Below are 22,856 nucleotides of genomic sequence, written 5' to 3'. Positions count from 1 at the left end.
CGGAATGTGGGTGAAGGAACGATGACAGAACTGCGGGACAGGTCGGCGCTGGTGACCGGGGGCAACAGCGGCATCGGGCGGGCGACCGCCGTCGCGCTCGCCCGGCTCGGCGCGCACGTGGTGATCTCCGGTCGGGACGCCGCCCGGGGTGAGCAGGTGGTCCGGGACATCCGCGCGGCCGGTGGCCGGGCCGACTTCGTGGCCGCCGAGCTGCGGGACGAGGCGTCCGCCCGGGAGCTCGCGGCGCGGACCAGGGAACTGGTCGGGCACGTGGACATCCTGGTCAACAACGCCGGGATCTACCCGTTCAGCCCGACCGACCAGACGAGCGAGCAGAGCTTCGACTCGGTGTACGCGCTGAACGTGAAGGTGCCGTACTTCCTGGTCGCCGAGTTCGCGCCGGAGATGGCGAAGCGCGGCCGGGGCGCGATCGTCAACCTGACCACGATGGTCGCCGAGTTCGGCATGCCGGGGATGGCCCTCTACGGGTCGAGCAAGGCCGCGCTGGTGCTGCTCACCAAGTCCTGGGCCGCCGAGTACGGGCCGCAGGGGGTGCGGGTCAACGCGGTCAGCCCCGGCCCCACCCGGACGGAGGGCACCGCCGGGATGGGCGGGGACCTCGACCAGTTGGCGACAACCGTCCCCGCCGGCCGGCCCGGGTCGCCCGAGGAGATCGCGGAGGCGATCGCCTTCCTGGCCACCGACCGGGCGAGCTTCGTGCACGGCGCGATCGTGCCCGTCGACGGCGGACGCGTCGCCGTCTGATCCGGCCGCCCGACCCGACCCGCTCCACAGTGCTCGGTGGTGGGGCGGGCCGGGCCGGCTCCGGTCAGCGGACGGTCACCTTGACGGTGTGCCAGCCGGTGGCGCCGTCCGGAGCGACCTCCTGCCGCCGGCCGGTCTGCGTCTCGCCGGTGCGGTCGGTCGCCCGGACCTGGAGGGTGTGCTCGCCCGGCGTGGCGTCCCACCGCCACGACCACTGCACCCAGGTGTCCACCGACACCGTGGCGGCCAGCTCCGCCTCCCGCCAGGGGCCCTCGTCGACCCGGACCTCCACCCGGCGGATGCCCCGCTGCTGGGCCCAGGCCACGCCGGCCACCGTGATCGGACCGGCGGTGAGCCGGTTGCGCGGCCGGGGTGCGTCGATCCGCGACTGGGTCTTCACCGGCCCCTGCGCCGACCAGCCGCGCGGCACCCAGTACGCGTCGAAGTCGGCGAAGCCGGTCAGCTCCAGCTCGGTGACCCACTTGCAGGCCGAGACGTAGCCGTACAGGCCGGGCACCACCATCCGCACCGGAAAGCCGTGCTCGACCGGCAGCGGCTCGCCGTTCATGCCCACCGCCAGCAGCGCGTCCCGTCCGTCGCGCAGCACGGCGGTGGGCGTGCCGCAGGTCCAGCCGTCCACCGACCGCCCGACCACCTGGTCGGCGCCCTCCTCGGGCTCGACCTCGTCCAGCAGCTCCCGGATCGGCACCCCCAGCCAGCGGGCGTTGCCGATCAGGTCGCCGCCGACCTCGTTGGAGACGCAGGCCAGGGTCACGTACCGCTCCACCATCGGCCGGGCCAGCAGGTCGGCGAAGCTGAGCGTCAGCGGCCGGCGGACCCGGCCGTGGATGCGCAGGCGCCAGCTCTCCGGATCCACCTGCGGCACGACCAGCGCGGTGTCGATCCGGTAGAAGCCGAAGTTCGGCGTCACATAGGGGGCGAGCTGGGCGAGCGACAGGTCGGCCCCGGCCGGCACCGGTGGCGCGGCGGAGACCGGGGCGGGCAGCGTCACCGCCTGGCGGGCCGCCGAGACGCCCCGCCGCCCGGCCAGCCACCGCCCGCCCAGGCCGGCGGCGGTGGCCGCGCCGAGCAACGCCCCGGTTCCGGTGAGGAACCGCCGCCGGGACTCCGGGTCGGTGCGCTCCAGCGGCTCCCAGCCGGCGGGCACCGGCTCCGCGGCCGGCCCGGCGCCGGCCGCCGGTGCCCGGCCCGCAGCCGTGGGCCGGGTCTCCGGCTGCTCACCGGCCGGCCCGGCATCCGCCGCCGGTTTCCCGGCGCCTTTCGGCGGCGCGGAGGCCGGCAGGGGCGTCGGCGGCGACCAGGGCCACGGGTCGAGTTCCAGCGGGCCGGTCAGGAAGAGCCAGAGCACCAGCGCACCCGCCCCGGCGCCGAGCAGCGAGGGCAGCGCGTCGGCCAGGTCGGCGCCGGCCCGGGTCAGCGCGGCGACCACCCCGAGCGCCGCGAAGGCGGCGATGCCGGCCAGGCCGACCGCCAGCCGGCGGACGGCCAGCACGCCGAGCAGCGCGGCCACCGCGCCGAGCAGCAGCGCCGTCCCGATCAGCAGGGCGATCTTGTCGTACCTGCCGAACAGCGCGATGCCGAGCTGCTTGAGCGGCTCGGGCACGGTGTCGACGACCAGCCCGCCGACCGCGACCAGCGGAGCCGAGCGGGGGCCGGTGAGTACCGCCACCACCTCGGCGGTGCCGATCGCCACCGCGGCGGCGGTGAACCCGGCCAGGGCGGCGTACCGGCGCGTCGTCGTGCTCATCGGGCCAGTCTTTCCGACCGACCCGCGCGGCCGGTAGCCGCGTCAGCGTTCCGTAATCCCGGGCGGTGGCGGTTCCGGGCCGGACAGGCGACCGGGGCACACCGTCGGCGTGACGGTGTGCCCCGGTCCGGGTCGTGCTACCGGGTCAGAAACCCGGGCCGTGCTGGTGGCCGTGGCCGTGGCCGTGCGAGTGGCCGTGGCCACCGGCGGCCGGCTCCGGCTCCGCCGGCTTCTCCACCACGAGGCTCTCCGTGGTGAGCAGCAGGCCGGCGATGGAGGCGGCGTTGGTGACCGCGTTGCGGGTCACCTTCACCGGGTCCAGGATGCCGGCCTTGACCAGGTCGACGTACTCGCCGGCGGCGGCGTCGAGGCCGTTGCCCCACTCCTTGCCGGCGACCTTCTGCACCACCACGTAGCCGTCGTGGCCGGCGTTCTGGGCGATCCAGCGCAGCGGCTCGACCAGCGCCTTGCGCACGATCGAGACGCCGACCTTCTCGTCACCGGTGAAGCCGAGGTCGTCGTCGAGCACCGGCAGGATCTGCGCCAGGGCGGCGCCACCGCCGGGGACGGTGCCCTCCTCGACCGCGGCCTTGGTCGCCGCGATGGCGTCCTCGATGCGGTGCTTGCGCTCCTTCATCTCGACCTCGGTCGCCGCGCCCACCTTGATGACCGCGATGCCGCCGGAGAGCTTCGCCAGCCGCTCGGCCAGCTTCTCCCGGTCCCACTCGGAATCCGAGGCCTCGATCTCCTTGCGGATCTGGGCCACCCGGTCGGCGACGTCGGAGGACTGGCCGCCGCCGTCGACGATGGTGGTGTTGTCCTTGTCGACGACCACGCGCCGGGCGGTGCCGAGCACCTCCAGGCCGACCTGGTCGAGCTTGTAGCCCAGCTCGGGGGCGACCAGCTCGGCGCCGGTGAGGATCGCCATGTCCTGCAGCATCGCCTTGCGCCGGTCACCGAAGCCCGGGGCCTTGACCGCGCAGACCTTGAGGGTCTTGCGGATCGAGTTGACGACCAGGGTGGACAGCGCCTGGCCCTCCACGTCCTCCGCGATGATCAGCAGCGGCTTGCTGTTCTGGAGGACCTTCTCCAGCAGCGGCAGCAGCTCCTCGATCGCGGAGATCTTCTGCGTGGTGATCAGGATGTACGCGTCCTCGAGGACCGACTCCTGCGCCTCCGCGTCGGTGACGAAGTTCGGCGAGATGAAGCCCTTGTCGAACTGGAGACCCTCGGTCACGTCCAGCTCGGTGTGCAGGGTGGAGCCCTCCTCGACGGTGATGACACCGTCGCGGCCGACCTTCTCCATCGCCTCGGCGATCAGTTCGCCGATGGTGGCGTCCTGCGCGGAGATCGTCGCCACGTGCGCGATCGACTCCTTGCCGGCGACCTCGACGGCCCGGCCGAGCAGCGCCTCGGAGACCTTGGCGGCCGCCGCGTCGATGCCCCGCTTGAGGCCGGCCGGGTTGGCCCCGGCGGTCACGTTGCGCAGGCCCTCGCGGACCATCGCCTGGGCCAGCACGGTCGCGGTGGTGGTCCCGTCGCCGGCGACGTCGTTGGTCTTGGTCGCCACCTCCTTGACCAGCTGCGCGCCGAGGTTCTCGTACGGGTTGGTGAGCTCGATCTCCTTGGCGATGGTCACACCATCGTTGGTGATCGTCGGCGCACCGAATTTCTTGTCCAGGACGACGTTGCGCCCGCGCGGGCCGAGGGTGACCTTGACCGCGTCCGCGAGGGCGTTGACACCGTGCTCCAGCAGGTGCCGGGCGTCGTCCGAGAAGCTCAGGATCTTCGCCATGAATGTCCCTTCGAAGCGACGCTGCCCCGGCCCGGCGAGCCGGACCGGGGCAGCGTCACTGATCGGTTGCTTACTTCTCGATGACCGCGAGGACGTCGCGGGCGGAGAGCACCAGGTACTCCTCGCCGGCGTACTTGACCTCGGTGCCGCCGTACTTCGAGTAGATGACGGTGTCGCCGACCTTGACGTCAACCGGGATCCGGTTGCCGGAGTCGTCGACGCGCCCCGGGCCGACAGCGAGGACGGTGCCCTCCTGCGGCTTCTCCTTGGCGGTGTCGGGGATCACGATGCCCGACGCCGTGGTGGTCTCAGCCTCGTTCGCCTGGACCAGGATCCGGTCCTCGAGCGGCTTGATCGCAACCTTGGTCGCGGTAGTCACGGGCATACCCTCCTGGGGTACTGGTTTCGTTGCCGGTCGGCGAGCCGACCAGCGTCAATCTGCCACATGCCACCGGGCGGGGCCGTCGTCGCGGGTGCCGGTCCGCCTGGCGTTCAGCGCCCGGACCGAGCGGTCCGGAAGCTGGCACCCTCAGGGTGAGAGTGCTAATCGCAGGTTATTCCTCGGCTAGCACTCCGTCAAGGAGAGTGCCAACCCGCTCGCCGGCGCGTCGGGTTGGGCGGCCAGAATGGCCGGGTGGATCTCGACCAGCTCGCCGCGCTGCGTACGCCCGACGGGTCGGCCGCGCTCGCCGCAGCGGCCGAGGTGGCCGGCGGCGACCCGCTGGCCGCGGCGTCCGCGCTCCGCACGGCCGGTGTCCCGGCCGGGCTCGCCGCCGCCGCGTTGACCCAGGTCGAGCTGCGCCGCCGGGCGGCCGGCAAGTTCGGCCCCGAGGCCGCCGGCATGTTCCTCACCCGCCCGGGGCTGGAGCAGGCGACCCGCCGGGTGGTCGCCGACCGGCGGGCCGGGCGGTTGCGGGCCGCCGGCGTGCGCACCCTCGCCGACCTCGGGTGCGGCCTCGGCGCGGACGCGCTCGCCGCCGCCCGGGCCGGGATCCGGGTGTACGGCGTGGAGGCCGACCCGCTGACCGCCGCGATGGCCGCCGCGAACGCGGAGGCGGCCGGAGTGGCCGAGTTGTTCACGGTCGAGTGCGGTGATGCCACCGCGTTCGACGTCGGCCGGGTCGAGGCGGTCTTCTGCGATCCGGCGCGGCGCAGGGCGGGCACCGGCCGGCGCATCTTCGACCCGAACGCCTACTCGCCGCCGTGGGACTTCGTCGTCCGGCTGGCCGAGCGGATGCCGTACACCGTGGTGAAGGTGGCCCCCGGGCTCGACCACGCGCTGATCCCGGCGGGCGCCGAGGCGGAATGGGTCAGTGTGGACGGCGACCTGGTCGAGGCGGCGCTCTGGTGCGGTCGGCTCGCCGAGGTCCCCCGCCGGGCCACCGTGCTGCGCGGCGAGGTCGCGCACGTGCTCACCGGCGCCGGCGACCGGGAGGCGGCGGTCGGGCCGGTCCGCCGCTTCCTGCACGACCCGGACCCGGCGGTCGTCCGCGCCCACCTGGTCGCCGAACTGGCCGACGCCGTCGGCGCCACGCTGGCCGACCCGGGGATCGCCTACCTCTACGCCGACGCGCCGGCCACCACCCCGTTCGCCCGCCGCCTGGCGGTCACCGACGTGCTGCCGTTCTCGCTGAAGCGGCTGCGCGCCCTGCTGCGCGAGCGGCGGGTGGGCCGGGTGGAGATCCTCAAGCGCGGGTCGGCGCTGGAGCCGGAGCGGCTGCGCCGCGACCTGAGGCTCGACGGGGACGGCTCGGCCAGCCTGGTGCTGACCCGGGTGGCCGGGGCACCGACGGTCCTGCTCTGCCAGCCCGCCCCGGCGGCCTGACCGATCGACCGGCGGCCGGCCGGGGTATCCGGTGGCCCGGCGGGCCGGGGCCCCGATAGCTTGTCGGTCATGGCGGGACAGGGAACGCCGGCGACGGCGCTGCTGGCGAAGCGGAAGATCGCACACAGCACCCATCCGTACGACGTCTCCGCGGACGCCCCGAACTACGGCGCGCTGGTCGCCGCGGCGCTCGGCGTACCGCCGGAGCGGGTGTTCAAGTCGCTGGTCACCGAGGTCGACGGGGCGCTCACCGTGGCGGTCGTGCCGGTCACCGGCGAGCTGGACCTGAAGGCGCTCGCCGCGGCGGTCGGGGGCAAGCGGGCGGCGTTGGCCGACCGTACGGTCGCCGAGCGGGCCACCGGCTACGTCCGGGGCGGGATCAGCCCGTTGGGCCAGCGCAAGCGCCTGCCCACCGTGCTCGACTCGTCGGCGCTGGACTTCCCGACGGTCTACGTCTCCGCCGGCCGGCGGGGCCTCCAGCTCGAGCTCGCCCCGGCCGACCTGGTGGCGCTGACCGGCGCGCACACCGCCCCGGTCGCCGGCCGCTGACCTTTCGCCCGCACCCCCCGGATCGGCGCCGGTCACCCTTCCGCACGATCTCCGTAACTCAGGGTGATGTTTGCCACCACGCCGCTCCCGCCCCGCCGGTGCCGCCGGTGCCGATGGGGCGGCGGAGCGCCAACGGGATGCCCGTGAGAGCGATTTCCGCCCTGGTGACCAGGCGGCTACCGGCGCGTTGCTGAATTGTTACCGCCGCCAACAAACTCGCCGTCACGGCACCCTTGTGGTCGGGTCAGTGAGCGGAATACGTTGCCGGGCACAACAAAACATCACCTACCCCCACCCTCGAAAGGACCCTGCACATGCGCAAGGGCTTCCTCACCTTCGCCGCCGTGGGCCTGCTCGCCGTCGGCGGCGTGGCCGCCTGCGGCGACGAGTCCGGCAGCGGTGACCAGGCCGGCAGCGCCAAGACCCCGAAGATCGGTGTCATCCTCCCGGACAGCAAGTCCTCCGCCCGCTGGGAGGGCGCGGACCGCAAGTTCCTGGAGGAGGCGTTCAAGGCCGCCGGTGTCCAGTACGACATCCAGAACGCCCAGGGCGACAAGACCCAGTTCCAGACCATCGCCGACCAGATGATCACCAACGGCGTCACCGCCCTGATGATCGTCAACCTGGACTCCGGCACCGGCAAGGCCGTGCTGGACAAGGCCAAGTCGCAGGGCGTGGCGACCATCGACTACGACCGGCTCACCCTGGGCGGCTCCGCCGAGTACTACGTCAGCTTCGACAACGAGGCCGTCGGCAAGCTCCAGGGCGAGGGTCTGGTCAAGTGCCTGACCGACAAGGGTGTCAAGAACCCGGCGGTGAGCTACCTCAACGGCTCGCCGACCGACAACAACGCCACCCTGTTCAAGAACGGGTACGACTCGATCCTCAAGCCGAAGTTCGACTCGAAGGAGTACACCAAGGTCGCGGACGACTCCGTGCCGGACTGGGACAACGCCCAGGCCGCGACGATCTTCGAGCAGCAGCTCACCCAGGCCAAGGGCAAGATCGACGGCGTCCTCGCCGCCAACGACGGCCTGGGCAACGCCGCCATCTCGGTGCTGAAGAAGAACAAGCTCAACGGGAAGGTCCCGGTCACCGGCCAGGACGCCACCCCTCAGGGTCTGCAGAACATCCTCGCCGGCGACCAGTGCATGACCGTCTACAAGGCGATCAAGGAGGAGGCGAAGGCCGCCTCCGACCTGGCCATCGCGCTGGCCAAGGGTGAGAAGAAGGAGACCGGCCAGACGGTCAAGGACCCGGAGGGCGGCCGCGACGTCGCCGCCGTGCTGCTCACCCCGAAGGCGATCTACAAGGAGAACGTCAAGGACGTGATCGCCGACGGCTTCGTGACCAAGGACGAGGTCTGCTCCGGGGCGTACGCCAAGCTCTGCGCCGACGCCGGCATCAGCTGACCGACGCCCCGCGTCGCACCCGCCGAGGCGAGCCGCCCGGCACGGGATTTCACCTCCCGTGCCGGGCGGCACTCGCCGGACGGGCTCCGAGATCTCCCCTCCATCCGAAGGAGACACCCCGTGTCCGCAACACCACTGCTGGAGCTACGCGGGATCGACAAGAGCTTCGGTCCCGTCCAGGTCCTGCGTGATGTCGCCTTCGCCGCCCACCCGGGCGAGGTGACCGCGCTGGTCGGCGACAACGGCGCCGGCAAGTCGACCCTGGTCAAGTGCATCAGCGGCATCTATCCGACCGACGCCGGCGAGTTCATCTTCGACGGCCGGCCGGTGACCATCAACAGTCCCCGGGACGCCGCCGCGCTCGGCATCGAGGTCGTCTACCAGGACCTCGCGCTCTGCGACAACCTCGACATCGTGCAGAACATGTTCCTCGGCCGGGAGAAGCGCAGCGGTCTCGTCCTGGACGAGCCGACCATGGAGCAGATGGCCGCGGAGACGCTGGCCGGCCTCTCCGTACGCACCGTGAAGTCGTTGCGGCAGCACGTCTCCAGCCTCTCCGGTGGCCAGCGCCAGACGGTCGCCATCGCCAAGGCGGTGCTCTGGAACAGCAAGCTGGTCATCCTCGACGAGCCGACCGCCGCGCTCGGTGTGGCGCAGACCGCGCAGGTGCTCGAACTGGTCCGCCGGCTGGCGGACAACGGCCTGGCCGTCGTGCTCATCTCGCACAACATGAACGACGTCTTCGCCGTCTCCGACCGGATCGCCGCGCTCTACCTCGGCCAGATGGTCGCCCAGGTGAAGACCACCGACATCACCCACTCGCAGGTGGTGGAGCTGATCACCGCCGGCCGCTCCGGCGGGCTCGGCCTCCCCGCCGACGCGGCCAGCAACGGCCACGGCGCGGAGCCGGCCGGGACCACCACAGGAGGCGTCCAGTGACCACCACCGTCGTGCAGAAGGAGGGGCCGGCCGCCGTCACACCGGCGCCCACCCTCGGCAGCCACGTGCGCAACTACGTCAGCCGGGTACGCGGCGGCGACATCGGCGCGCTGCCGGCCGTACTCGGCCTGATCGTGCTCTGCACGGTCTTCTCGGTCATGCGGCCGTCGTTCCTCACCGCCGGCAACTTCGCCAACCTGTTCACCCAGGGCGCGGCGGTCACCCTGATCGCCATGGGCCTGGTCTTCGTCCTGCTGCTCGGCGAGATCGACCTCTCCGCCGGCTTCGCCAGCGGGGTCTGCGCCGCGGTGCTGGCCAACGTGGTCACCGTGCTCGGCTACCCCTGGTACGTCGCGGTGGTCGCGGCCCTCGTCACCGGCGTGGTGATCGGCACCACGCTCGGCTTCCTGGTCGCCAAGATCGGGATCCCGTCCTTCGTGGTGACCCTCGCCGGGTTCCTCGCCTTCCAGGGCGTCGTGCTGATGCTCATGAAGGAGGGCACGAACATCTCGGTGCGGGACGACGTGCTGGTGGCGATCGCCAACCGCAACCTGCCCCCCGTGCTCGGTTGGGGGCTGACCGCCCTGGCGGTCGCCGGCTACGCGGCGGTGCAGCTGCTGCGGCACCGCAACCGGGCCGCCCGCGGGCTGGTCACCGACCCGCTCGCCGTGGTGTTCGCCCGGATCGGCGGCTTGGCGGTGATCCTCGGCGTCGCGGTCTACGTGCTCAACCTGGAGCGCAGCCGCAACGTGCTGGTCGTCTCGCTCAAGGGCGTGCCGATCGTGGTGCCGATCATCGCGGTGCTGCTGGTCCTCTGGACCTTCGTCCTCCAGCGCACCAGCTACGGCCGGCACGTCTACGCGGTCGGCGGCAACAAGGAGGCGGCCCGCCGGGCCGGCATCAACGTCGACCGGATCCGCATCTCGGTCTTCATGATCTGCTCCTCGATGGCGGCCATCGGCGGCATCGTGGCGGCCAGCCGGGCCAACTCGGTGGACCCGAACACCGGTGGCAGCAACGTGCTGCTCTACGCCGTCGGCGCGGCGGTGATCGGCGGCACCAGCCTCTTCGGCGGCAAGGGCCGGGTGCTCGACGCGGTGCTCGGTGGTGCGGTGGTCGCGGTGATCGACAACGGAATGGGTCTGATGGGCTACAGCTCGGGCGTGAAGTACGTGGTCACCGGCGTGGTGCTGCTGCTCGCCGCGAGCGTTGACGCCTTCTCCCGCCGCCGTTCCGCGGCGACCGGCACGCGCTGACCCCCGCGGTAGCGACGTGGCGACAGTGATGCGCGCAGGGCCGAGCCAGGACGAGATCCGCCGGCAGAACCTCGGTGCGCTGCTGCGCTACGTGCACGTCCACGGGGCGACCACCCGCGCGGAACTGACCACCGCGCTGGGGTTGAACCGCAGCACCATCGGCGCGCTGACCGCCGACCTGGCCGGCGCCGGGCTGGTCAGCGAGGGGACGCCGAAGGAGACCGGCCGGGCCGGACGACCGTCGCTGGTCGTCCGGCCCGAGTCGGGGCGGGTCTACGCGTTCGCGTACAGCATCGAGGTGGACCGGCTGCGGGCCGCGCGGGTCGGCCTGGGCGGCGCGGTGCTCGACCGCCGGGAGCTCGACCGGCCCCGCGGCCTGACCGCCGCGGAGGCCGCGCCGCTGCTCGCCGGGGCGGTCAAGGAGATGCAGCACGGGGTGCCGGGCGGGTCGCTCTGCGTCGGCGCGGGGGTCGCGGTCTGCGGCATGGTGCGCCGCGACGACGGCCTGGTCCGGCTGGGCCCGACCACCGGCTGGGTGGACGAGCCGATCGGCGCGGCGCTGCGCGCGGAACTCGGCTGCGAGGTGCCGGTCACCGTGGGGAACGTGGCCGACGTGGCGGCGTTCGCCGAGCACGCCCGGGGCGCGGCGGCCGGCTGCGACAACGTCATCTACCTCTACGGCGACGTCGGCGTGGGCGCCGGCATCATCGCCGGCGGCCGGCGGCTGACCGGACACGGCGGGTACGGCGGCGAGGTCGGCCACATGAAGGTGGTCCGCGACGGCGAGCGCTGCGAGTGCGGCTCCCGCGGCTGCTGGGAGACCGAGATCGGTGAGCACGGGCTGCTGCGCCACGCCGGCCGTTCCGACGCCCGGGGGCGGGAGGCGCTGCTGGCCGTCTTCGACGCCGCCGACCGGGGCGACGCGCGGGCCCAGACGGCGGTCCGCCAGGCCGGCGACTGGCTCGGCTTCGGGGTGGCGAACCTGGTCAACATCTTCAACCCGGAGATGGTCATCTTCGGCGGCACCATGCGCGACCTCTACCTCGCCGCGGCGGCCCAGGTCCGCAGCCGGCTCAACTCCAACGCCCTCGCCGCCTGCCTGGAACACGTTCGGCTGCGCACCCCGAAGCTGGGCGAGGACGCCGCGCTGGTCGGCGCCGCCGAACTGGCCTTCGAGCGGCTGCTCGCCGACCCGCTCGACGCCGGCTGACCGGTGGCACCGGCCGGCGGCGCCCACTCGGCTGTCCGGCGGACCCGCCGGTGCGGCGTTCCTGCGTAGCCTGTCCCCCGTGGACGTTCAGCTACGCGCCTCCGACGACGACCGGCACCGGGTGGTCGCCGAGCTGCAACGGCACACCGCGGCCGGTCGGCTCACCCTGGACGAGTTCGCCGAGCGGGCCGGCGCCGTCTGGGCCGCCCGCACCCTCGGCGACCTCGCCGTGCTGACCCGGGACCTGCCCGCTCCGGCCGGCCCGGTGGCCACCGAACGGTCCGGTGACCACGGCCGGCGGGAACTGCTGGTGCTCTTCGCCGCCGCCGCGCTCACCCTGCTGCTGCTCGGCCTGCTGCTCGCCGTCGCCCGCTGACGGGCCGCGAGCCGGCCGGCCCGGCGGGCCGGCGGGCCGGATGAACTGATCGGGCGGTCAGCCCGTACCAGTGGGCGGACGGGCGGCCGGCGGCATGCGGGCGTCCGGCAGACGCGTTCGGCCCGGACCGAGGAGGCAGCACAGACATGGCAGCGCTCAGATCCGCCCGTCGCCGGCAGGGGCACCGGACCCGTCGTGTGGCGGTGCTGCTCGTCACGATCGCCGCCGGGCTCGGCGTGCTACCCGGCCTGGCCGTCGCCGCGCCCGCCGGGCAGCAGCTCAACGCCGCCGACGCCGCCCTGCTCAACGGGGTCCGGCTGGCGGGGCTCTGGGAGATGCCGGCCGGGCAGATGGCCGCCGAGAAGGGCCAGTCGGCCAGGGTCCGGGAGATCGGGGCGGGTATCGCCACCGAGCACGAGGAGTTGGACCGGCTGACCGTCGAGGCGGCCAACAAGCTGGGCGCGACCATCCCGACCGACCCGACGGACGAACAGAGGGGCTGGTTGAAGGAGATGCAGAACGCCACCGGCGCCCGCTTCGACCAGATCTTCGTCACCCGGCTGCGGGTGGCGCACGGCAAGATCTTCCCGGTCATCGGGGCGGTCCGGGCCAGCACCCGCGACCCCATCGTGCGCAAGCTCGCCGAGGACGCCAACAGGTTCGTCCTGCACCACATGCAGATGCTCGAGAGCACCGGGCTGGTCCGCTGGCCGGAACTCCCGCCGGCCGCGCTGCCCGCCCCCGGCAACGACGGGCTGCTCGCCGCGGCCTCGGCGAACACCGGCCCGCAGATGGGCGTCAGCAGCACCGTGGTCTGGCTGGTCTTCCTCGCCGCGCTGGGCACCGGCGGGATCGCCACCTACCGGATGCTCCGCCGCACCTGACCTCCGGCGCGCCGCTACTCGTTCTGGGTCGGTCCGAGCAGGCGGATCTCCTCGATGTCCAGCGCGGCCTGCACCTCGCGCAGCACGATGTCGTCGATCTGGTTCGTGTCGCGCAGCCGGGTGATCTCGCGGCGCTTGTGCTCGAGGACGGCGAGGCGCAGCTGCCGGTCGAGTTCCCTGGCCTGCTCCGGCGCCTCGCCCCGCTCCTCGGCGATGACCGCGTCCAGGTGCTGCTCGTACTCACCGCGGAGCCGGTCGACGACCTCCCGCTCGATGCCGAGCCGGGACGCCACCTCGGGCAGCGCCGCCAGCCCGACCTCGGTGGCCCGCCGCCGGGCCAGCCGCACCTCGTCCGCGCGTTGGACGTCGCCGACCAGGCCCGCCCAGCGGACCACGGCCGGCAGCGTGGTGCCCTGGATCAGCATGATCAGCACGATGACGACCACCGTGGTGAAGATGATCAGGTCGCGCTCGTGCACCGGAGTGCCGGCGGTCGTCGCCAACGGAACCGCCAGTGCGGCCGCGAGAGAGACGGCACCCCGGAAGCCCGCCCACCCGGCCGCGGTCCGCACCCGCCACGACACCCGCACCGACCGCTGGGAACGGCGGCGGTCGATCGCGCGGATGGCGAGCGTGGTCACGTGGACGTAGAGCAGCCGGGTCGCGATGACGACGCCCGTCACCCCCACCGCGATGGTCAGCGCCTGCGCGACGGAGGTGCTGGTGAGGTTGCGTAGGGCCCGCGGGACCTGCATCCCGAGCAGCACGAAGAGACTGCCGTTGATCAGGAAGGTGGAGAGGTCCCAGAAGTCGTAGGCCATGATCCGGGAACGGGCCCGGATGATCCGCGGACTGACGTAGGAGAGCATCAGCCCCGCGACCACCACCGCCAGGACGCCACTTTCGTGGATGAGCTCGGCGAGGAAGAAGGCGGCGAACGGGGTGAGGATGCTCAGCCCGCCCTCGCGCAGCGGGTCGTCGAGCCGCTTGCGGACGAGGATGACCAGGAATCCGACAACGGCGCCGGCGGCGATGCCGCCGGCGGACGCGGCGACGATGCGTCCGCCCACCCCGAGCAGGCTCGGCTCGGTGCCGCCCGTGACCAGCCCCACCGCGACCGCGAAGAGCACCAGCGCGGTGCCGTCGTTGATCAGGCTCTCCGCGTGCAGCGTGGTCAGGATCCGGCGCGGCATCCGCTTGGCCAGGCCGGAGACCGCCGCCGCGTCGGTCGGTGCGAGCACCGCGCCGAGCACCCAGGCCGCGGCCGGGCTGACGCCGAACCGCTCCGCGAAGAGCGTCACCGCCACCATGGTCACCACCACCAGCCCCACCGCCAGCAGCGCGATCACCAACAGGTTGGCCCGGATCTCCCGCAGGCTGGTGGTGATGCTCTCCCGGTAGAGGATCGCCGGCAGGAAGAGCAGCAGCACCACCTCGGGATCGAGCGTCACGTGGGACAGCGGTGGCAGGAGCGCGAGCAGGGCCCCCATCGTGATCAGCAGGATCGGCGGCGCCACGCTGTACCGGCCACCGAGGGTGGTGCCGACCAGCACGGTGATGCCCAGCACCACGATCAGTACCAGCGCCTCCACGCCCCACCCCCGCCACAAATGGTGGTACGCCGGACCGGCGGCGCACCGCCGTTCGTCCGAATTGCGGGGGCCGGATCAGGGCCGGTCGCCGTGCCAGGAGCGCCAGAGGGCGGCGTACGGGCCGCCGGCGGCGACCAGCTCGTCGTGCGGGCCGAGTTCGGTGATCCGGCCGTCCTCGACCACCGCCACCCGGTCCGCGTCGTGCGCCGAGAAGAGCCGGTGCGCGATGGCGATCACCGTCCGGCCGGCCAGCACCGCGGCCAGCGAGCGCTCCAGGTGCCGGGCGGCCCGCGGGTCGATCAGCGAGGTGGCCTCGTCGAGCACCAGGGTGTGCGGGTCGGCCAGCACGAGCCGGGCCAACGCCAGTTGCTGCGCCTGGGCCGGCGACAGCGGGTGCCCGCCCGAGCCGACCACGGTGTCCAGCCCGTCCGGCAGCGCCCGCGCCCAGTCCAGCGCGTCGACGGCGGCCAGCGCCGACTCCACGGCCGCCTCGTCGGCGCCCGGCCGGACCATCGCCACGTTCTCCCGCAGCGTGCCGATGAAGACGTGGTGCTCCTGGGTGACCAGCGCGACGTGCGAGCGCAGCTCGTCCAGCGGCAGCCCGTCCAGCCGTCGGCCGCCCACGGTGACCGAGCCGGAGCGGGGCGCGTGCACCCCGGCGAGCAGCCGGCCCAGGGTGGACTTGCCGGCGCCCGACGGGCCGACCATGGCCAGCTTCTCGCCCGGCTCCGGCAGCAGGGTCACCCCGTGCAGCACGTCCCGGCCGGGACGGTAGGCGTACCGGACGTCGTGGGCGGCGAGCCGCCGGTCCGCGGCCGGCTCCGCACCGCCCGCCCGGGTGGCGGGGCCGCCCGGGGTGGTGCCGGCCGGGTCGCCGGCCACGCCGAGCAGCCGGGCCATCGACGCGCCGCCGACCTGGAACTCGTCCAGCCAGGAGAGCAGCCGGTCGACCGGGTCCACCAGCTGCTGCACGTAGAGGGTGGCGGCGGTGACCTGGCCGAGGCTGACCCAGCCCTCCAGGTAGAACCAGCCGCCGATGAGCAGGGTGGCGGCCACCGGCACCACGTACCCGATCTCGGCGACCGGGAAGAAGATCGTCCGCAGCCAGAGGGTGTACCGCTCGGCCGCGTACGACCGGCGGATGTCGGCGTCGATGCGGGCCCGGCGGCGCGCCTGCTGCCGCAGCGCCTCGGTGGTCCGCGACCCCTCGACGGTCTCGCTGATCCCGTCGGTGATGTCCGAGTAGGCGGCATTCTCCCGCAGGTAGCCGTCGGGCGCCCGGCGCAGGTACCAGCGGGTGCCGGCCCAGAGCACCGGCACGGCGATCAGGCAGGGCAGCGCGAGCAGCGGGCCGACCAGCAGCAGCGCGCCGATGATGAAGCCGGCGGTGACGACCGCGATGAGCGTCTCCGGCACCGCGAACCGGACCGTGCGGGACAGCGCCGACACGTCCCGGGAGGTACGGGTGAGCAGGTCGCCGGTGCCCGCCCGCTCGACGGTGGCCAGCGGCAGGGCCAGCAGCCGGTCGACGAACTCCTCGCGCAGCTCGGCCAGCACCCGCTCGCCGAGCCGGGCCGAGGCCAGGTGGGCGAAGCGCACCAGCACCGACTGCGCCACCACGAAGCCGGCGATGAGCAGCGCGATCCGGTCCACCGTGGTGCCGGTCGTCCCCCGGGAGATCCCCTCCACCAGGTCGCCGAGCAGCCGCGGCGCGACCAGGCCGGCCGCGGCGGCCAACGCGTGCAGGGCCAGTGCCGCGGCGAGCGCGCGCGGGTGCCGGCGGACCAGGCCGCGTGCGTACCGGCGCACCTGCCCGGCGTCGGCGACCGGCAGTGCGGTGCCCATCAGTCCTCCTCCCGGCTCACCGTGGCGCGGTAGCGCGGTTCGCTGTCGAGCAGGTCGGCATGCGTCCCCTCGGCCACCGCCTTCCCGTCCTCCACGAAGATCACGTGATCGGCCCGGCCGAGCACCAGCGGGCTGGTGGTGCAGACCAGGGTGGTACGGCCGGCGCGGGCGACGGCCAGCCGGTCGGCGATCCGCGCCTCGGTGTGCGCGTCGACCGCGCTGGTCGGCTCCACCAGCAGCAGGGTCTCCGGGTCGGCGACCAGCGCCCGGGCCAGTCGCAGCCGCTGCTGCTGGCCGCCGGAGAACTCCCGGCCCCGCTCGGCCACCGCGCTGTCCAGCCCGTCGGGCAGCGCCTCGACGATGTCGGTCGCGCTCGCCGCGGCCAGCGCCGCCGCGATCGTCCCGTCGTCGGCCGTGTCGTGCGGGTCCAGCTCCGCCCGGAGCGCGCCGGTGAACAGGTGCGCGTCGTTGTCGGCCACCATGATCCGCTCGCGCACGGTGGCCAGCGGCAGGTCCCGCAGCGGTACGCCGTGCAGGGTGGCCTCCCCGTCGGCGTACCGGCCGAGCCGGTCCACGATCGCCGCCGCCTCCTCGGGCGCGGTCGCGGCGAGCGCGGTGAACCGGCCGGGGAGCAGGATCACCCCGGACTCGACGTCCACCAGCTCGCCGGGGCCGTCCGGCAGCCGGGCCGGATGCGCCGGCTCGACCAGTTCCGGGGTGAGCCGGAGCAGCCGCACCACCCGCCGGGCGGCCACGTGTCCCCGGGTCAGCTTGTCCACCGTCTCGGTGAGCTGCCGCAGCGGGCTGACCAGGAACGCGGTGTAGCCGTAGAAGGCGACCAGTTGCCCGGCGCTGATCTCGCCGCGCAGCGCGAACCGGGCGCCGAGCCAGGTGACCAGCACCAGGAAGGCGCCGGGGAGCAGCACCTGCGCCGCCTCCAGCAGCGACTCGACCCGGGCCACCCGTACGCCGTCGGCGCGCAGCGCCTGCGACTGCGCCCGGTAGCGGGCCGACAGCACCGGTTCGCCGCCGACGCCGCGCAGCACCCGCAGCCCGGAGACGATGTCACCGGCCCGGGTGGTCAGCGCCCCCTCGGAGTCCCGGTACGCCTGCTGCTGCCGGTGCAACGGCCGGATGAGCAGCCCGACCACCGCCATCAGCAGCGGTACGCCGAGCACCACGACCAGCCCGAGCGGCACCGAGGCGCCCAGCAGGATCACCGCGACGGTGACGATGGCGACCACGGCGCCGGTGCCCCGGGCGGTGATGTCGACCGCGTGGCCGATGTGGCTGATGTCGGCGGTCCCGATGCTCACCACCTCGCCGGCGGCGACCCGCCGGGGCAGGGCGGCGCCGAGCCGGTTGGCGGTCTCGACGGTGACCTGCACCGTCCGGTACGCGGCGGCGAGCCAGTTGTGGACCGCGCACCGGTGCCGGAGGATCCCGGCGACCGCCTGGAGCACGCCCAGGCCGAGCAGCACCAGCCCCCAGGTGACCAGGGCGCCCTCGTCGCGGCGGGTGAGCCCGTCCACGGCCCGGCCGACGGCGGCGGGCATCAGCGCCTGGGCCACCATCCAGAGCACGCCGAGGGCGATGCCGGCGCTGAACAGGGCCTTGTGCCGCAGCGCCAGCCACAGCAGGTAGCGGGTGGCCGACCGCGAATCGGGTACGCCGGGATCGCCGGCCGGTAAGGAGCGCATAGCCCCTCGACGCTAGACGTCCGGCCGGCCGGCCGGCGAACCAATTACCGGCCGGCGGTCAGCGGTCGACCTGCGTGAAGTCCCACGCGTGTGGAGGCCGGGCGAGCAGCGTCGGGGGCGGATCGGGCAGCGCCCGCGGATTGCTGCGCCACTTGGAGATGACCACCACCCGATGGTCGGTGGAGGAGAACACCTCGCTGGACAGGTGCAGCGGGTCGTGCTCGAACTCCGGCAGCGCGGTGTCGCAGACCCAGGTGATCAGGTCGGCGACCCCGTACGGCTCGGCGCGCGCCTCCCACATCCGGACGATCACGTCGCCCCCGTCACACGCTGACCGTGGTCAGCGGCATGGCCGAGTCGGCGGGCAGGTCGAGCCGGCTCGGCGCGACTCCCGCCGCGACCAGGTGCGAGCCGAGCGCGGCGACCATCGCGCCGTTGTCGGTGCAGAGCTTCGGCCGGGGCGCGCGGACCCGGATGCCGTGCTTGGCGGCGCGGTGCTCGGCCATCGCCCGCAGCCGCGAGTTGGCCGCCACGCCGCCGCCGATCACCAGGGTGTCGATGCCGTTCGCCCGGCAGGCGTCGATCGCCTTGCCGGTGAGCACGTCGCAGACCGCCTCCTGGAAGGACGCGGCGACGTCGGCCACCGGCACCGGCTCGCCGGCCCGCTGCCGCGCCTCCACCCAGCGGGCCACCGCGGTCTTCAGGCCGGAGAAGGAGAAGTCGTAGCGGTGGGCGGCGAGGTCCTTGGCGGCGGTGAGGCCGCGCGGGAAGGCGATCGCCGCCGGGTCGCCGGCGCGCGCCTCCCGGTCGATCGGCGGGCCGCCGGGGAACGGCAGCCCGAGCAGCCGGGCGACCTTGTCGAACGCCTCGCCGGCGGCGTCGTCGATGGTGGCGCCGAGGGGGGTGACACCGCGGGCCAGGTCGTCGACCCGGAGCAGGGACGAGTGGCCGCCGGAGACCAGCAGGGCGATCGCCGGCTCGGGCAGCGGGCCGTGCTCCAGGGTGTCCACTGCCACGTGCGCGGCGAGGTGGTTGACGCCGTAGACCGGCTTCTCGGCGGCGAGCGCGTACCCCTTGGCCGCGGCCACGCCGACCAGCAGGGCGCCGGCCAGGCCCGGGCCGGAGGTCACCGCGATGGCGTCGATGTCGGCGAGGGTGACCCCCGCCTCGGCCAGCGCCCGGTCCATGGTCGGCACGATGGCCTCCAGGTGGGCGCGGCTGGCCACCTCGGGCACCACGCCGCCGAACCGGGCGTGCTGCTCGACGCTGGAGGCGAGCGCGTCGGCGAGCAGCGTGTGCCCGCGCACGATGCCGACGCCGGTCTCGTCGCAGGAGGTCTCGATGCCGAGGATCAGTGGTTCGTCAGCCACGGTCCGTCCCGTCTCCGGTCTCCGCCGCGACGCGCTGCATGACCAGCGCGTCGGTGTTGCTCGGTTGGTAGTAGCCGCGCCGTACGCCGATCGGCTCGAAGCCGTACGCGGCGTAGAGCTTCTGGGCCGGGGCGTTGTCCGCCGCGACCTCCAGCAGGGTGCTGCGGGCCCCGAGCCGCGCGGCCTCGGCGAGCAGCGCCTCCAGCAGCGCCCGACCGACGCCACGCCGCTGGGCGTCCCGGCGGACGGCGATGTTCTGCACCCAGGCCTCTTCCGGCGGGGCGGCGGTGAGCCCGGCGTAGCCGAGCACGCTGCCGTCGTCGTCGCGGGCCACCCGGTAGAAGTGCCCGTTGGCCAGCTCGTTCCAGAACATCGCCGCGGACCACTGCTCGGCCCCGAACAGGTCCGCCTCGATCGGCAGCACCTCGTCGATGTGCCACCAGCGGAACGGCTCCAGACGCACCGGGCTCACGGCAGGACCGGCTTGCGCGCGGTCGCCGCCACGGCGTCCGGGCGGCGCAGGTAGAGCGGGGTGAGCCGCTCGCCGGGGGCGCCGGCGCGGATCCGCTCGGCGGCCAGGGCGGCCAGCGACCCGGGGTCGGGGTAGCGGGGCTCCGCCCGGACCGGCAGGCCGAGCGCGTCGGCGTACCGGTGGGCGCCGTCGCCGACGGCCAGGGTGACCGCCAGGCCGCGGGCACGCTCGGCGGCGACCGCCGGCGCGGAGACCTCCGGTCCGGCGATCCGCTGGCCGGCGCCGTCGTAGACCGCCCAGTAGATCTCCTTGCGCCGCGCGTCGCTGGCGGCCAGCACCGGCTCGCCGGCGGCCGCCGGGTGGCCGATCGCGTCCAGCGAGCAGACGCCGTACGTGGGGATGCCGAGCACCTGGCCCATCGTGGCGGCGGTGACCAGCCCCACCCGCAGCCCGGTGAACGGGCCCGGGCCGAGCCCGGCGACGATCGCCGCCAGGTCGCCGGGACGGGCGTCGGCATCGGCGAGGACCGCGTCGACCTGCGGGGCGAGCAGTTCGCCGTGCGCGCGGGCATCGACCGTGCACCGCTGGGCGCGGAGCGCGACGCCATTGGCCGAGACCTCCACCAGGGCCGCGGTCACCGCGGGGGTGGAGCTGTCCACCACGAGTACGAGCACGGTATGCCAGCCTAGCCGCCCACCCGTCACCCCCGGTCACGCCCCGCCCCGGTGGCCTCGGCTGCCGCACCCGCTCGGCCCCGCGTCGCCCGCCACGGTGACCGAGGCGCTGAGCGCCGAGGGCGGCAACCTCCGCCGGAGCGCCGCGACTCCGGGTGCCGCAGCCGCCGCGGCTCCGCCTCCCCCGACACGGGCCCGGCATGGCCGGACCGGCGACGTGGCCGCACGCCAGGGGGCTGCACAGCCGCATGGGTCGCGGGTCGCGGGTCGCGGGTCGCCGTCGCCGGTCGCCGGTCGCCGGTCGCCGGTCGCCGGTCGACTGGCACACTGCCCCGCGAGTGCGATACCTCAGAGTCATTTTGATGACTCTGAGGTATCGCACTCGTTTTCGGATGGTCGACCATGCCGGGATGTCGTCCCGCCTCGTCTCTCTCCTCGGCAGCACGGTCCGGCGGCAGCGCGAGTCGCGCGAGCTCAGCCAGCGGCAGCTGGCCGAGCTGGCCGGGGTCAGTCAGGCCGCGGTCGCGCGCATCGAGCGCGGCGACCGCTCGCCGAGCGTGCCGGTGCTGGAGCGGCTGCTCGCCGCGATGGACCTCCAGCTGGCCGTCACGGTGGAGCCGCTCGACGCGCAGTTGGACGCCCGGATGGCCGAACTCGCCGCCCGGCCGCTGGCCAACCGGATCGACGACCTGGGGCTGGACGGGATCCTGGACCGGCTCGGCGACCTGCCGTACGTGCTCACGGGGAGCACCGCGGCGCTGCTCCAGGGAGCGCCGGTGCCGGTCGACGCGCCGGAGGTCGCGGTCCGCTGGCGCGACTCGGCCCGGTTCGCCGCCTGGCTGGAGGCCGCCTACGGGCAGCGGTGGAACGCCCGGTGGGGCGAATTCGGCGGGGTGCGACCGGAGCCCGAGGAGCCCGGCGAGCACCGGTGGCAGACCCGGTACGGCGAGCTGCGGGCCGTGATGTGCGACGAGCTGCCGGAGGCTGTCGAGGTGCGGCACGGCAACCGCGGCTACCGGGTGGTGCCGCTGGTCGAGCTGGAGCTGACCGACCCGCACGCCGCCGGGCTGCTGCGCCGCTACCGGAGCCGGGCGCGCGCCGTCCCGGCGGACCGGGCCGGCTGACGGCCGGTCCGCCGGGGACGGCGGGACGGGGTGGGCCCCGGGGTCAGCCGGCCGAGCGTTCCCAGTCGATGGTGGGCAGGCCGGCGTCGGCCAGCGCCTTGTTGGCCGCGCTGAACGGGCGGCTGCCGAGGAATCCGCGCGGGTTCATCGGGCTGGGGTGGCCGGCCTCCAGCACGACGTGCCGCGGGTTGCTGACCAGGGCCGCCTTCTTGCGGGCGTAGCCGCCCCAGAGCAGGAAGACCACCCGGGTGTCCAGCGCGTCCAGGGCGCGGATGGTGGCGTCGGTGAACTCCTCCCAGCCGGAGTTCGCGTGCGAACCCGGCGCGCCCTGCCGGACGGTCAGCACCGAGTTGAGCAGCAGCACGCCCTGCGCGGCCCAGCCGTCGAGGTTGCCGCTGCGCGGCTTGGGCACGCCGAGGTCCTCCCCCAGCTCCTTGAAGACGTTGCGCAGCGACGGCGGCACCGTCACCCCCTCGCGGACGCTGAAGCTCAGCCCGTGCGCCTGCCCGACCCGGTGGTAGGGGTCCTGCCCGAGGATCAGCACCCGGCAGTCGCCGGGCGCGCAGAGCCGGTAGGCCGAGAAGAGGTCCTCGACCGGCGGGAAGACCGTCGTGGTGGCGTACTCCCGAGCGACGAATTCGGCCAGCGCGGCGGTGCGGGCCGGGTCGAGGTGCGGGGTGAGCACGGCACGCCAGTCGGCCGGCAGCAGCGCCAGCAGATCGAGCGTGGGGGCGTCGTCGGGCATCGGCAACCTTTCGCCGGTCGAATCGGTCGGCCGAACTCTAGGCAGCGGGTACGACAGCGCTCAGCCCAGGGCGGCCAGGCGCTGCGCCCAGTCGCCGCCGACCGGCTCCAGCTCGACCACCCGGGTGTCGTCGTCCCGGCGGTCGATGCGCACCCGCAGGTGGGCGTCGACCAGCTGTTCGACCATCCCCTCGCCCCACTCGACCACGGTCACCGACTCCTCCACCGAGGCGTCCAGGTCGAGGTCGTCGATCTCGGCCCGCGGGTCGGCCGCGTCCCCCAGCCGGTACGCGTCGGCGTGCACCAGCGCCACCCGGCCACCCCGGGCCCGGTCGGGCCGGTGCACCCGGGCGATCACGAAGGTCGGCGAGGTGATGTCGCCCCGCACCCGCAGCCCGGCGCCGATGCCCTGGGTCAACGCGGTCTTGCCGGCGCCCAGCGGGCCGGTGAGCAGCACCAGGTCACCGGCGCGCAGCACGCCGGCCAGCCGGCGGCCGAACTCGTGCGTGTCCGCGACCGTGGGCAGCTTGACCACGTGACTCACAGTTCCCTCCAT

At 74.1% G+C, this 22,856-nt stretch carries 22 protein-coding genes; 10 read left to right on the top strand and 12 right to left on the bottom strand.

The annotated features are described in order from the left end of the window. The first annotated feature begins 21 nt into the window (after positions 1 to 21). Entirely contained in the window at positions 22 to 765 is a 744-nt protein-coding gene (locus AC1WTP_RS06180; protein ID WP_481648252.1) for an SDR family NAD(P)-dependent oxidoreductase, read from the top strand. A 64-nt stretch (positions 766 to 829) separates the two neighbouring features. On the opposite strand, the gene AC1WTP_RS06175 is transcribed toward AC1WTP_RS06180, so the two are convergent. The 3 genes from AC1WTP_RS06175 to groES form a co-directional block, all read right to left on the bottom strand. Next, positions 830 to 2,533 (bottom strand): molybdopterin-dependent oxidoreductase, encoded by a 1,704-nt coding sequence (locus AC1WTP_RS06175; RefSeq protein WP_481648251.1) that lies wholly within the window; start codon positions 2,531 to 2,533, stop codon positions 830 to 832. 145 nt (positions 2,534 to 2,678) lie between these two features. Beyond that, positions 2,679 to 4,328 (bottom strand): chaperonin GroEL, encoded by a 1,650-nt coding sequence (gene groL, locus AC1WTP_RS06170; protein ID WP_481648250.1) that lies wholly within the window; start codon positions 4,326 to 4,328, stop codon positions 2,679 to 2,681. 70 nt (positions 4,329 to 4,398) lie between these two features. After that, positions 4,399 to 4,713, bottom strand: a complete 315-nt coding sequence (gene groES / locus AC1WTP_RS06165) for a co-chaperone GroES (RefSeq protein WP_377437469.1) — start codon at positions 4,711 to 4,713, stop codon at positions 4,399 to 4,401. A 249-nt stretch (positions 4,714 to 4,962) separates the two neighbouring features. On the opposite strand from groES, the gene AC1WTP_RS06160 reads away from it, so the two are divergent. From AC1WTP_RS06160 to AC1WTP_RS06125, 8 genes are all read left to right on the top strand, one after another. Further along, positions 4,963 to 6,153 (top strand): THUMP-like domain-containing protein, encoded by a 1,191-nt coding sequence (locus tag AC1WTP_RS06160; RefSeq protein ID WP_481648249.1) that lies wholly within the window; start codon positions 4,963 to 4,965, stop codon positions 6,151 to 6,153. 69 nt (positions 6,154 to 6,222) lie between these two features. Then, entirely contained in the window at positions 6,223 to 6,702 is a 480-nt protein-coding gene (ybaK, locus tag AC1WTP_RS06155; protein WP_481648248.1) for a Cys-tRNA(Pro) deacylase, read from the top strand. Positions 6,703 to 7,016: 314 nt separating this feature from the next. After that, positions 7,017 to 8,114 carry a sugar ABC transporter substrate-binding protein gene (locus AC1WTP_RS06150; RefSeq protein ID WP_481648247.1) on the top strand — a complete coding sequence of 366 codons (1,098 nt, stop codon included), beginning with the start codon at positions 7,017 to 7,019 and terminating at the stop codon, positions 8,112 to 8,114. Between the two features lie 120 nt (positions 8,115 to 8,234). Beyond that, on the top strand, positions 8,235 to 9,053 hold the full coding sequence (locus AC1WTP_RS06145) for an ATP-binding cassette domain-containing protein (RefSeq protein ID WP_481648246.1): 819 nt from the start codon (positions 8,235 to 8,237) through the stop codon (positions 9,051 to 9,053). Continuing rightward, entirely contained in the window at positions 9,050 to 10,309 is a 1,260-nt protein-coding gene (locus tag AC1WTP_RS06140; RefSeq protein ID WP_481648245.1) for a sugar ABC transporter permease, read from the top strand. Before AC1WTP_RS06145 ends, AC1WTP_RS06140 begins: the two co-directional genes overlap by 4 nt. 28 nt (positions 10,310 to 10,337) lie before the next feature. Then, positions 10,338 to 11,519 carry an ROK family protein gene (locus AC1WTP_RS06135; protein ID WP_481648244.1) on the top strand — a complete coding sequence of 394 codons (1,182 nt, stop codon included), beginning with the start codon at positions 10,338 to 10,340 and terminating at the stop codon, positions 11,517 to 11,519. 79 nt (positions 11,520 to 11,598) lie between these two features. Beyond that, positions 11,599 to 11,895, top strand: coding sequence for a DUF1707 SHOCT-like domain-containing protein (locus AC1WTP_RS06130; RefSeq protein ID WP_481648243.1), 297 nt, complete (start codon positions 11,599 to 11,601; stop codon positions 11,893 to 11,895). Positions 11,896 to 12,041: 146 nt separating this feature from the next. Further along, the gene (locus AC1WTP_RS06125; RefSeq protein ID WP_481648242.1) at positions 12,042 to 12,779 is read left to right on the top strand and encodes a DUF4142 domain-containing protein; all 738 of its coding nucleotides are present in this window, start codon (positions 12,042 to 12,044) and stop codon (positions 12,777 to 12,779) included. A gap of 14 nt (positions 12,780 to 12,793) precedes the next feature. On the opposite strand, the gene AC1WTP_RS06120 is transcribed toward AC1WTP_RS06125, so the two are convergent. The 7 genes from AC1WTP_RS06120 to tsaB form a co-directional block, all read right to left on the bottom strand. Next, a complete protein-coding gene (locus tag AC1WTP_RS06120) occupies positions 12,794 to 14,371 on the bottom strand; it encodes a Na+/H+ antiporter (RefSeq protein WP_481648241.1) in 1,578 nt (525 codons plus the stop codon). Between the two features lie 75 nt (positions 14,372 to 14,446). Then, entirely contained in the window at positions 14,447 to 16,216 is a 1,770-nt protein-coding gene (locus AC1WTP_RS06115; protein ID WP_481648240.1) for an ABC transporter ATP-binding protein, read from the bottom strand. Beyond that, a complete protein-coding gene (locus AC1WTP_RS06110) occupies positions 16,216 to 17,916 on the bottom strand; it encodes an ABC transporter transmembrane domain-containing protein (protein WP_481648239.1) in 1,701 nt (566 codons plus the stop codon). Before AC1WTP_RS06110 ends, AC1WTP_RS06115 begins: the two co-directional genes overlap by 1 nt. Before the next feature lie 58 nt (positions 17,917 to 17,974). Further along, positions 17,975 to 18,229, bottom strand: a complete 255-nt coding sequence (locus AC1WTP_RS06105) for a hypothetical protein (RefSeq protein WP_481648238.1) — start codon at positions 18,227 to 18,229, stop codon at positions 17,975 to 17,977. 10 nt (positions 18,230 to 18,239) lie between these two features. Then, positions 18,240 to 19,286 (bottom strand): tRNA (adenosine(37)-N6)-threonylcarbamoyltransferase complex transferase subunit TsaD, encoded by a 1,047-nt coding sequence (gene tsaD, locus AC1WTP_RS06100; protein ID WP_447134389.1) that lies wholly within the window; start codon positions 19,284 to 19,286, stop codon positions 18,240 to 18,242. Next, on the bottom strand, positions 19,279 to 19,758 hold the full coding sequence (gene rimI, locus AC1WTP_RS06095; RefSeq protein WP_481648237.1) for a ribosomal protein S18-alanine N-acetyltransferase: 480 nt from the start codon (positions 19,756 to 19,758) through the stop codon (positions 19,279 to 19,281). Before rimI ends, tsaD begins: the two co-directional genes overlap by 8 nt. Beyond that, positions 19,755 to 20,432: a tRNA (adenosine(37)-N6)-threonylcarbamoyltransferase complex dimerization subunit type 1 TsaB gene (tsaB, locus tag AC1WTP_RS06090; RefSeq protein ID WP_481648236.1), complete on the bottom strand. Its 678-nt coding sequence runs from the start codon at positions 20,430 to 20,432 to the stop codon at positions 19,755 to 19,757. The genes rimI and tsaB overlap by 4 nt, the downstream gene beginning before the upstream one ends. 410 nt (positions 20,433 to 20,842) lie before the next feature. Between tsaB and AC1WTP_RS06085 the strand changes: the two genes are divergently transcribed. Then, positions 20,843 to 21,556 carry a helix-turn-helix domain-containing protein gene (locus AC1WTP_RS06085; RefSeq protein WP_481648235.1) on the top strand — a complete coding sequence of 238 codons (714 nt, stop codon included), beginning with the start codon at positions 20,843 to 20,845 and terminating at the stop codon, positions 21,554 to 21,556. A 43-nt stretch (positions 21,557 to 21,599) separates the two neighbouring features. Here AC1WTP_RS06085 and ung read toward each other — a convergent pair whose 3' ends face one another. Both ung and tsaE read right to left on the bottom strand, forming a co-directional pair. Continuing rightward, positions 21,600 to 22,301 carry a uracil-DNA glycosylase gene (gene ung, locus AC1WTP_RS06080; protein ID WP_481648234.1) on the bottom strand — a complete coding sequence of 234 codons (702 nt, stop codon included), beginning with the start codon at positions 22,299 to 22,301 and terminating at the stop codon, positions 21,600 to 21,602. A gap of 60 nt (positions 22,302 to 22,361) precedes the next feature. After that, entirely contained in the window at positions 22,362 to 22,856 is a 495-nt protein-coding gene (gene tsaE, locus AC1WTP_RS06075; protein ID WP_481648233.1) for a tRNA (adenosine(37)-N6)-threonylcarbamoyltransferase complex ATPase subunit type 1 TsaE, read from the bottom strand.

The organism is Micromonospora sp. R311 (assembly GCF_056780015.1).
Note: the sequence above shows the minus strand (reverse complement) of the source record. Positions and strands in the feature narration are given on the sequence as shown.

What these genes read in the sequence shown, in the direction of transcription:
- groL (WP_481648250.1), bottom strand. Translation starts at nt 4,328, where the DNA reads ATGGCGAAGATCCTGAGCTTCTCGGACGACGCCCGGCACCTGCTGGAG.
- AC1WTP_RS06110 (WP_481648239.1), bottom strand. Translation starts at nt 17,916, where the DNA reads ATGCGCTCCTTACCGGCCGGCGATCCCGGCGTACCCGATTCGCGGTCG.
- AC1WTP_RS06085 (WP_481648235.1), top strand. Translation starts at nt 20,843, where the DNA reads ATGTCGTCCCGCCTCGTCTCTCTCCTCGGCAGCACGGTCCGGCGGCAG.
- AC1WTP_RS06135 (WP_481648244.1), top strand. Translation starts at nt 10,338, where the DNA reads ATGCGCGCAGGGCCGAGCCAGGACGAGATCCGCCGGCAGAACCTCGGT.
- groES (WP_377437469.1), bottom strand. Translation starts at nt 4,713, where the DNA reads ATGCCCGTGACTACCGCGACCAAGGTTGCGATCAAGCCGCTCGAGGAC.
- AC1WTP_RS06115 (WP_481648240.1), bottom strand. Translation starts at nt 16,216, where the DNA reads ATGGGCACCGCACTGCCGGTCGCCGACGCCGGGCAGGTGCGCCGGTAC.
- tsaE (WP_481648233.1), bottom strand. Translation starts at nt 22,856, where the DNA reads ATGGAGGGAACTGTGAGTCACGTGGTCAAGCTGCCCACGGTCGCGGAC.
- AC1WTP_RS06175 (WP_481648251.1), bottom strand. Translation starts at nt 2,533, where the DNA reads ATGAGCACGACGACGCGCCGGTACGCCGCCCTGGCCGGGTTCACCGCC.
- AC1WTP_RS06180 (WP_481648252.1), top strand. Translation starts at nt 22, where the DNA reads ATGACAGAACTGCGGGACAGGTCGGCGCTGGTGACCGGGGGCAACAGC.
- ung (WP_481648234.1), bottom strand. Translation starts at nt 22,301, where the DNA reads ATGCCCGACGACGCCCCCACGCTCGATCTGCTGGCGCTGCTGCCGGCC.
- AC1WTP_RS06150 (WP_481648247.1), top strand. Translation starts at nt 7,017, where the DNA reads ATGCGCAAGGGCTTCCTCACCTTCGCCGCCGTGGGCCTGCTCGCCGTC.
- ybaK (WP_481648248.1), top strand. Translation starts at nt 6,223, where the DNA reads ATGGCGGGACAGGGAACGCCGGCGACGGCGCTGCTGGCGAAGCGGAAG.
- AC1WTP_RS06125 (WP_481648242.1), top strand. Translation starts at nt 12,042, where the DNA reads ATGGCAGCGCTCAGATCCGCCCGTCGCCGGCAGGGGCACCGGACCCGT.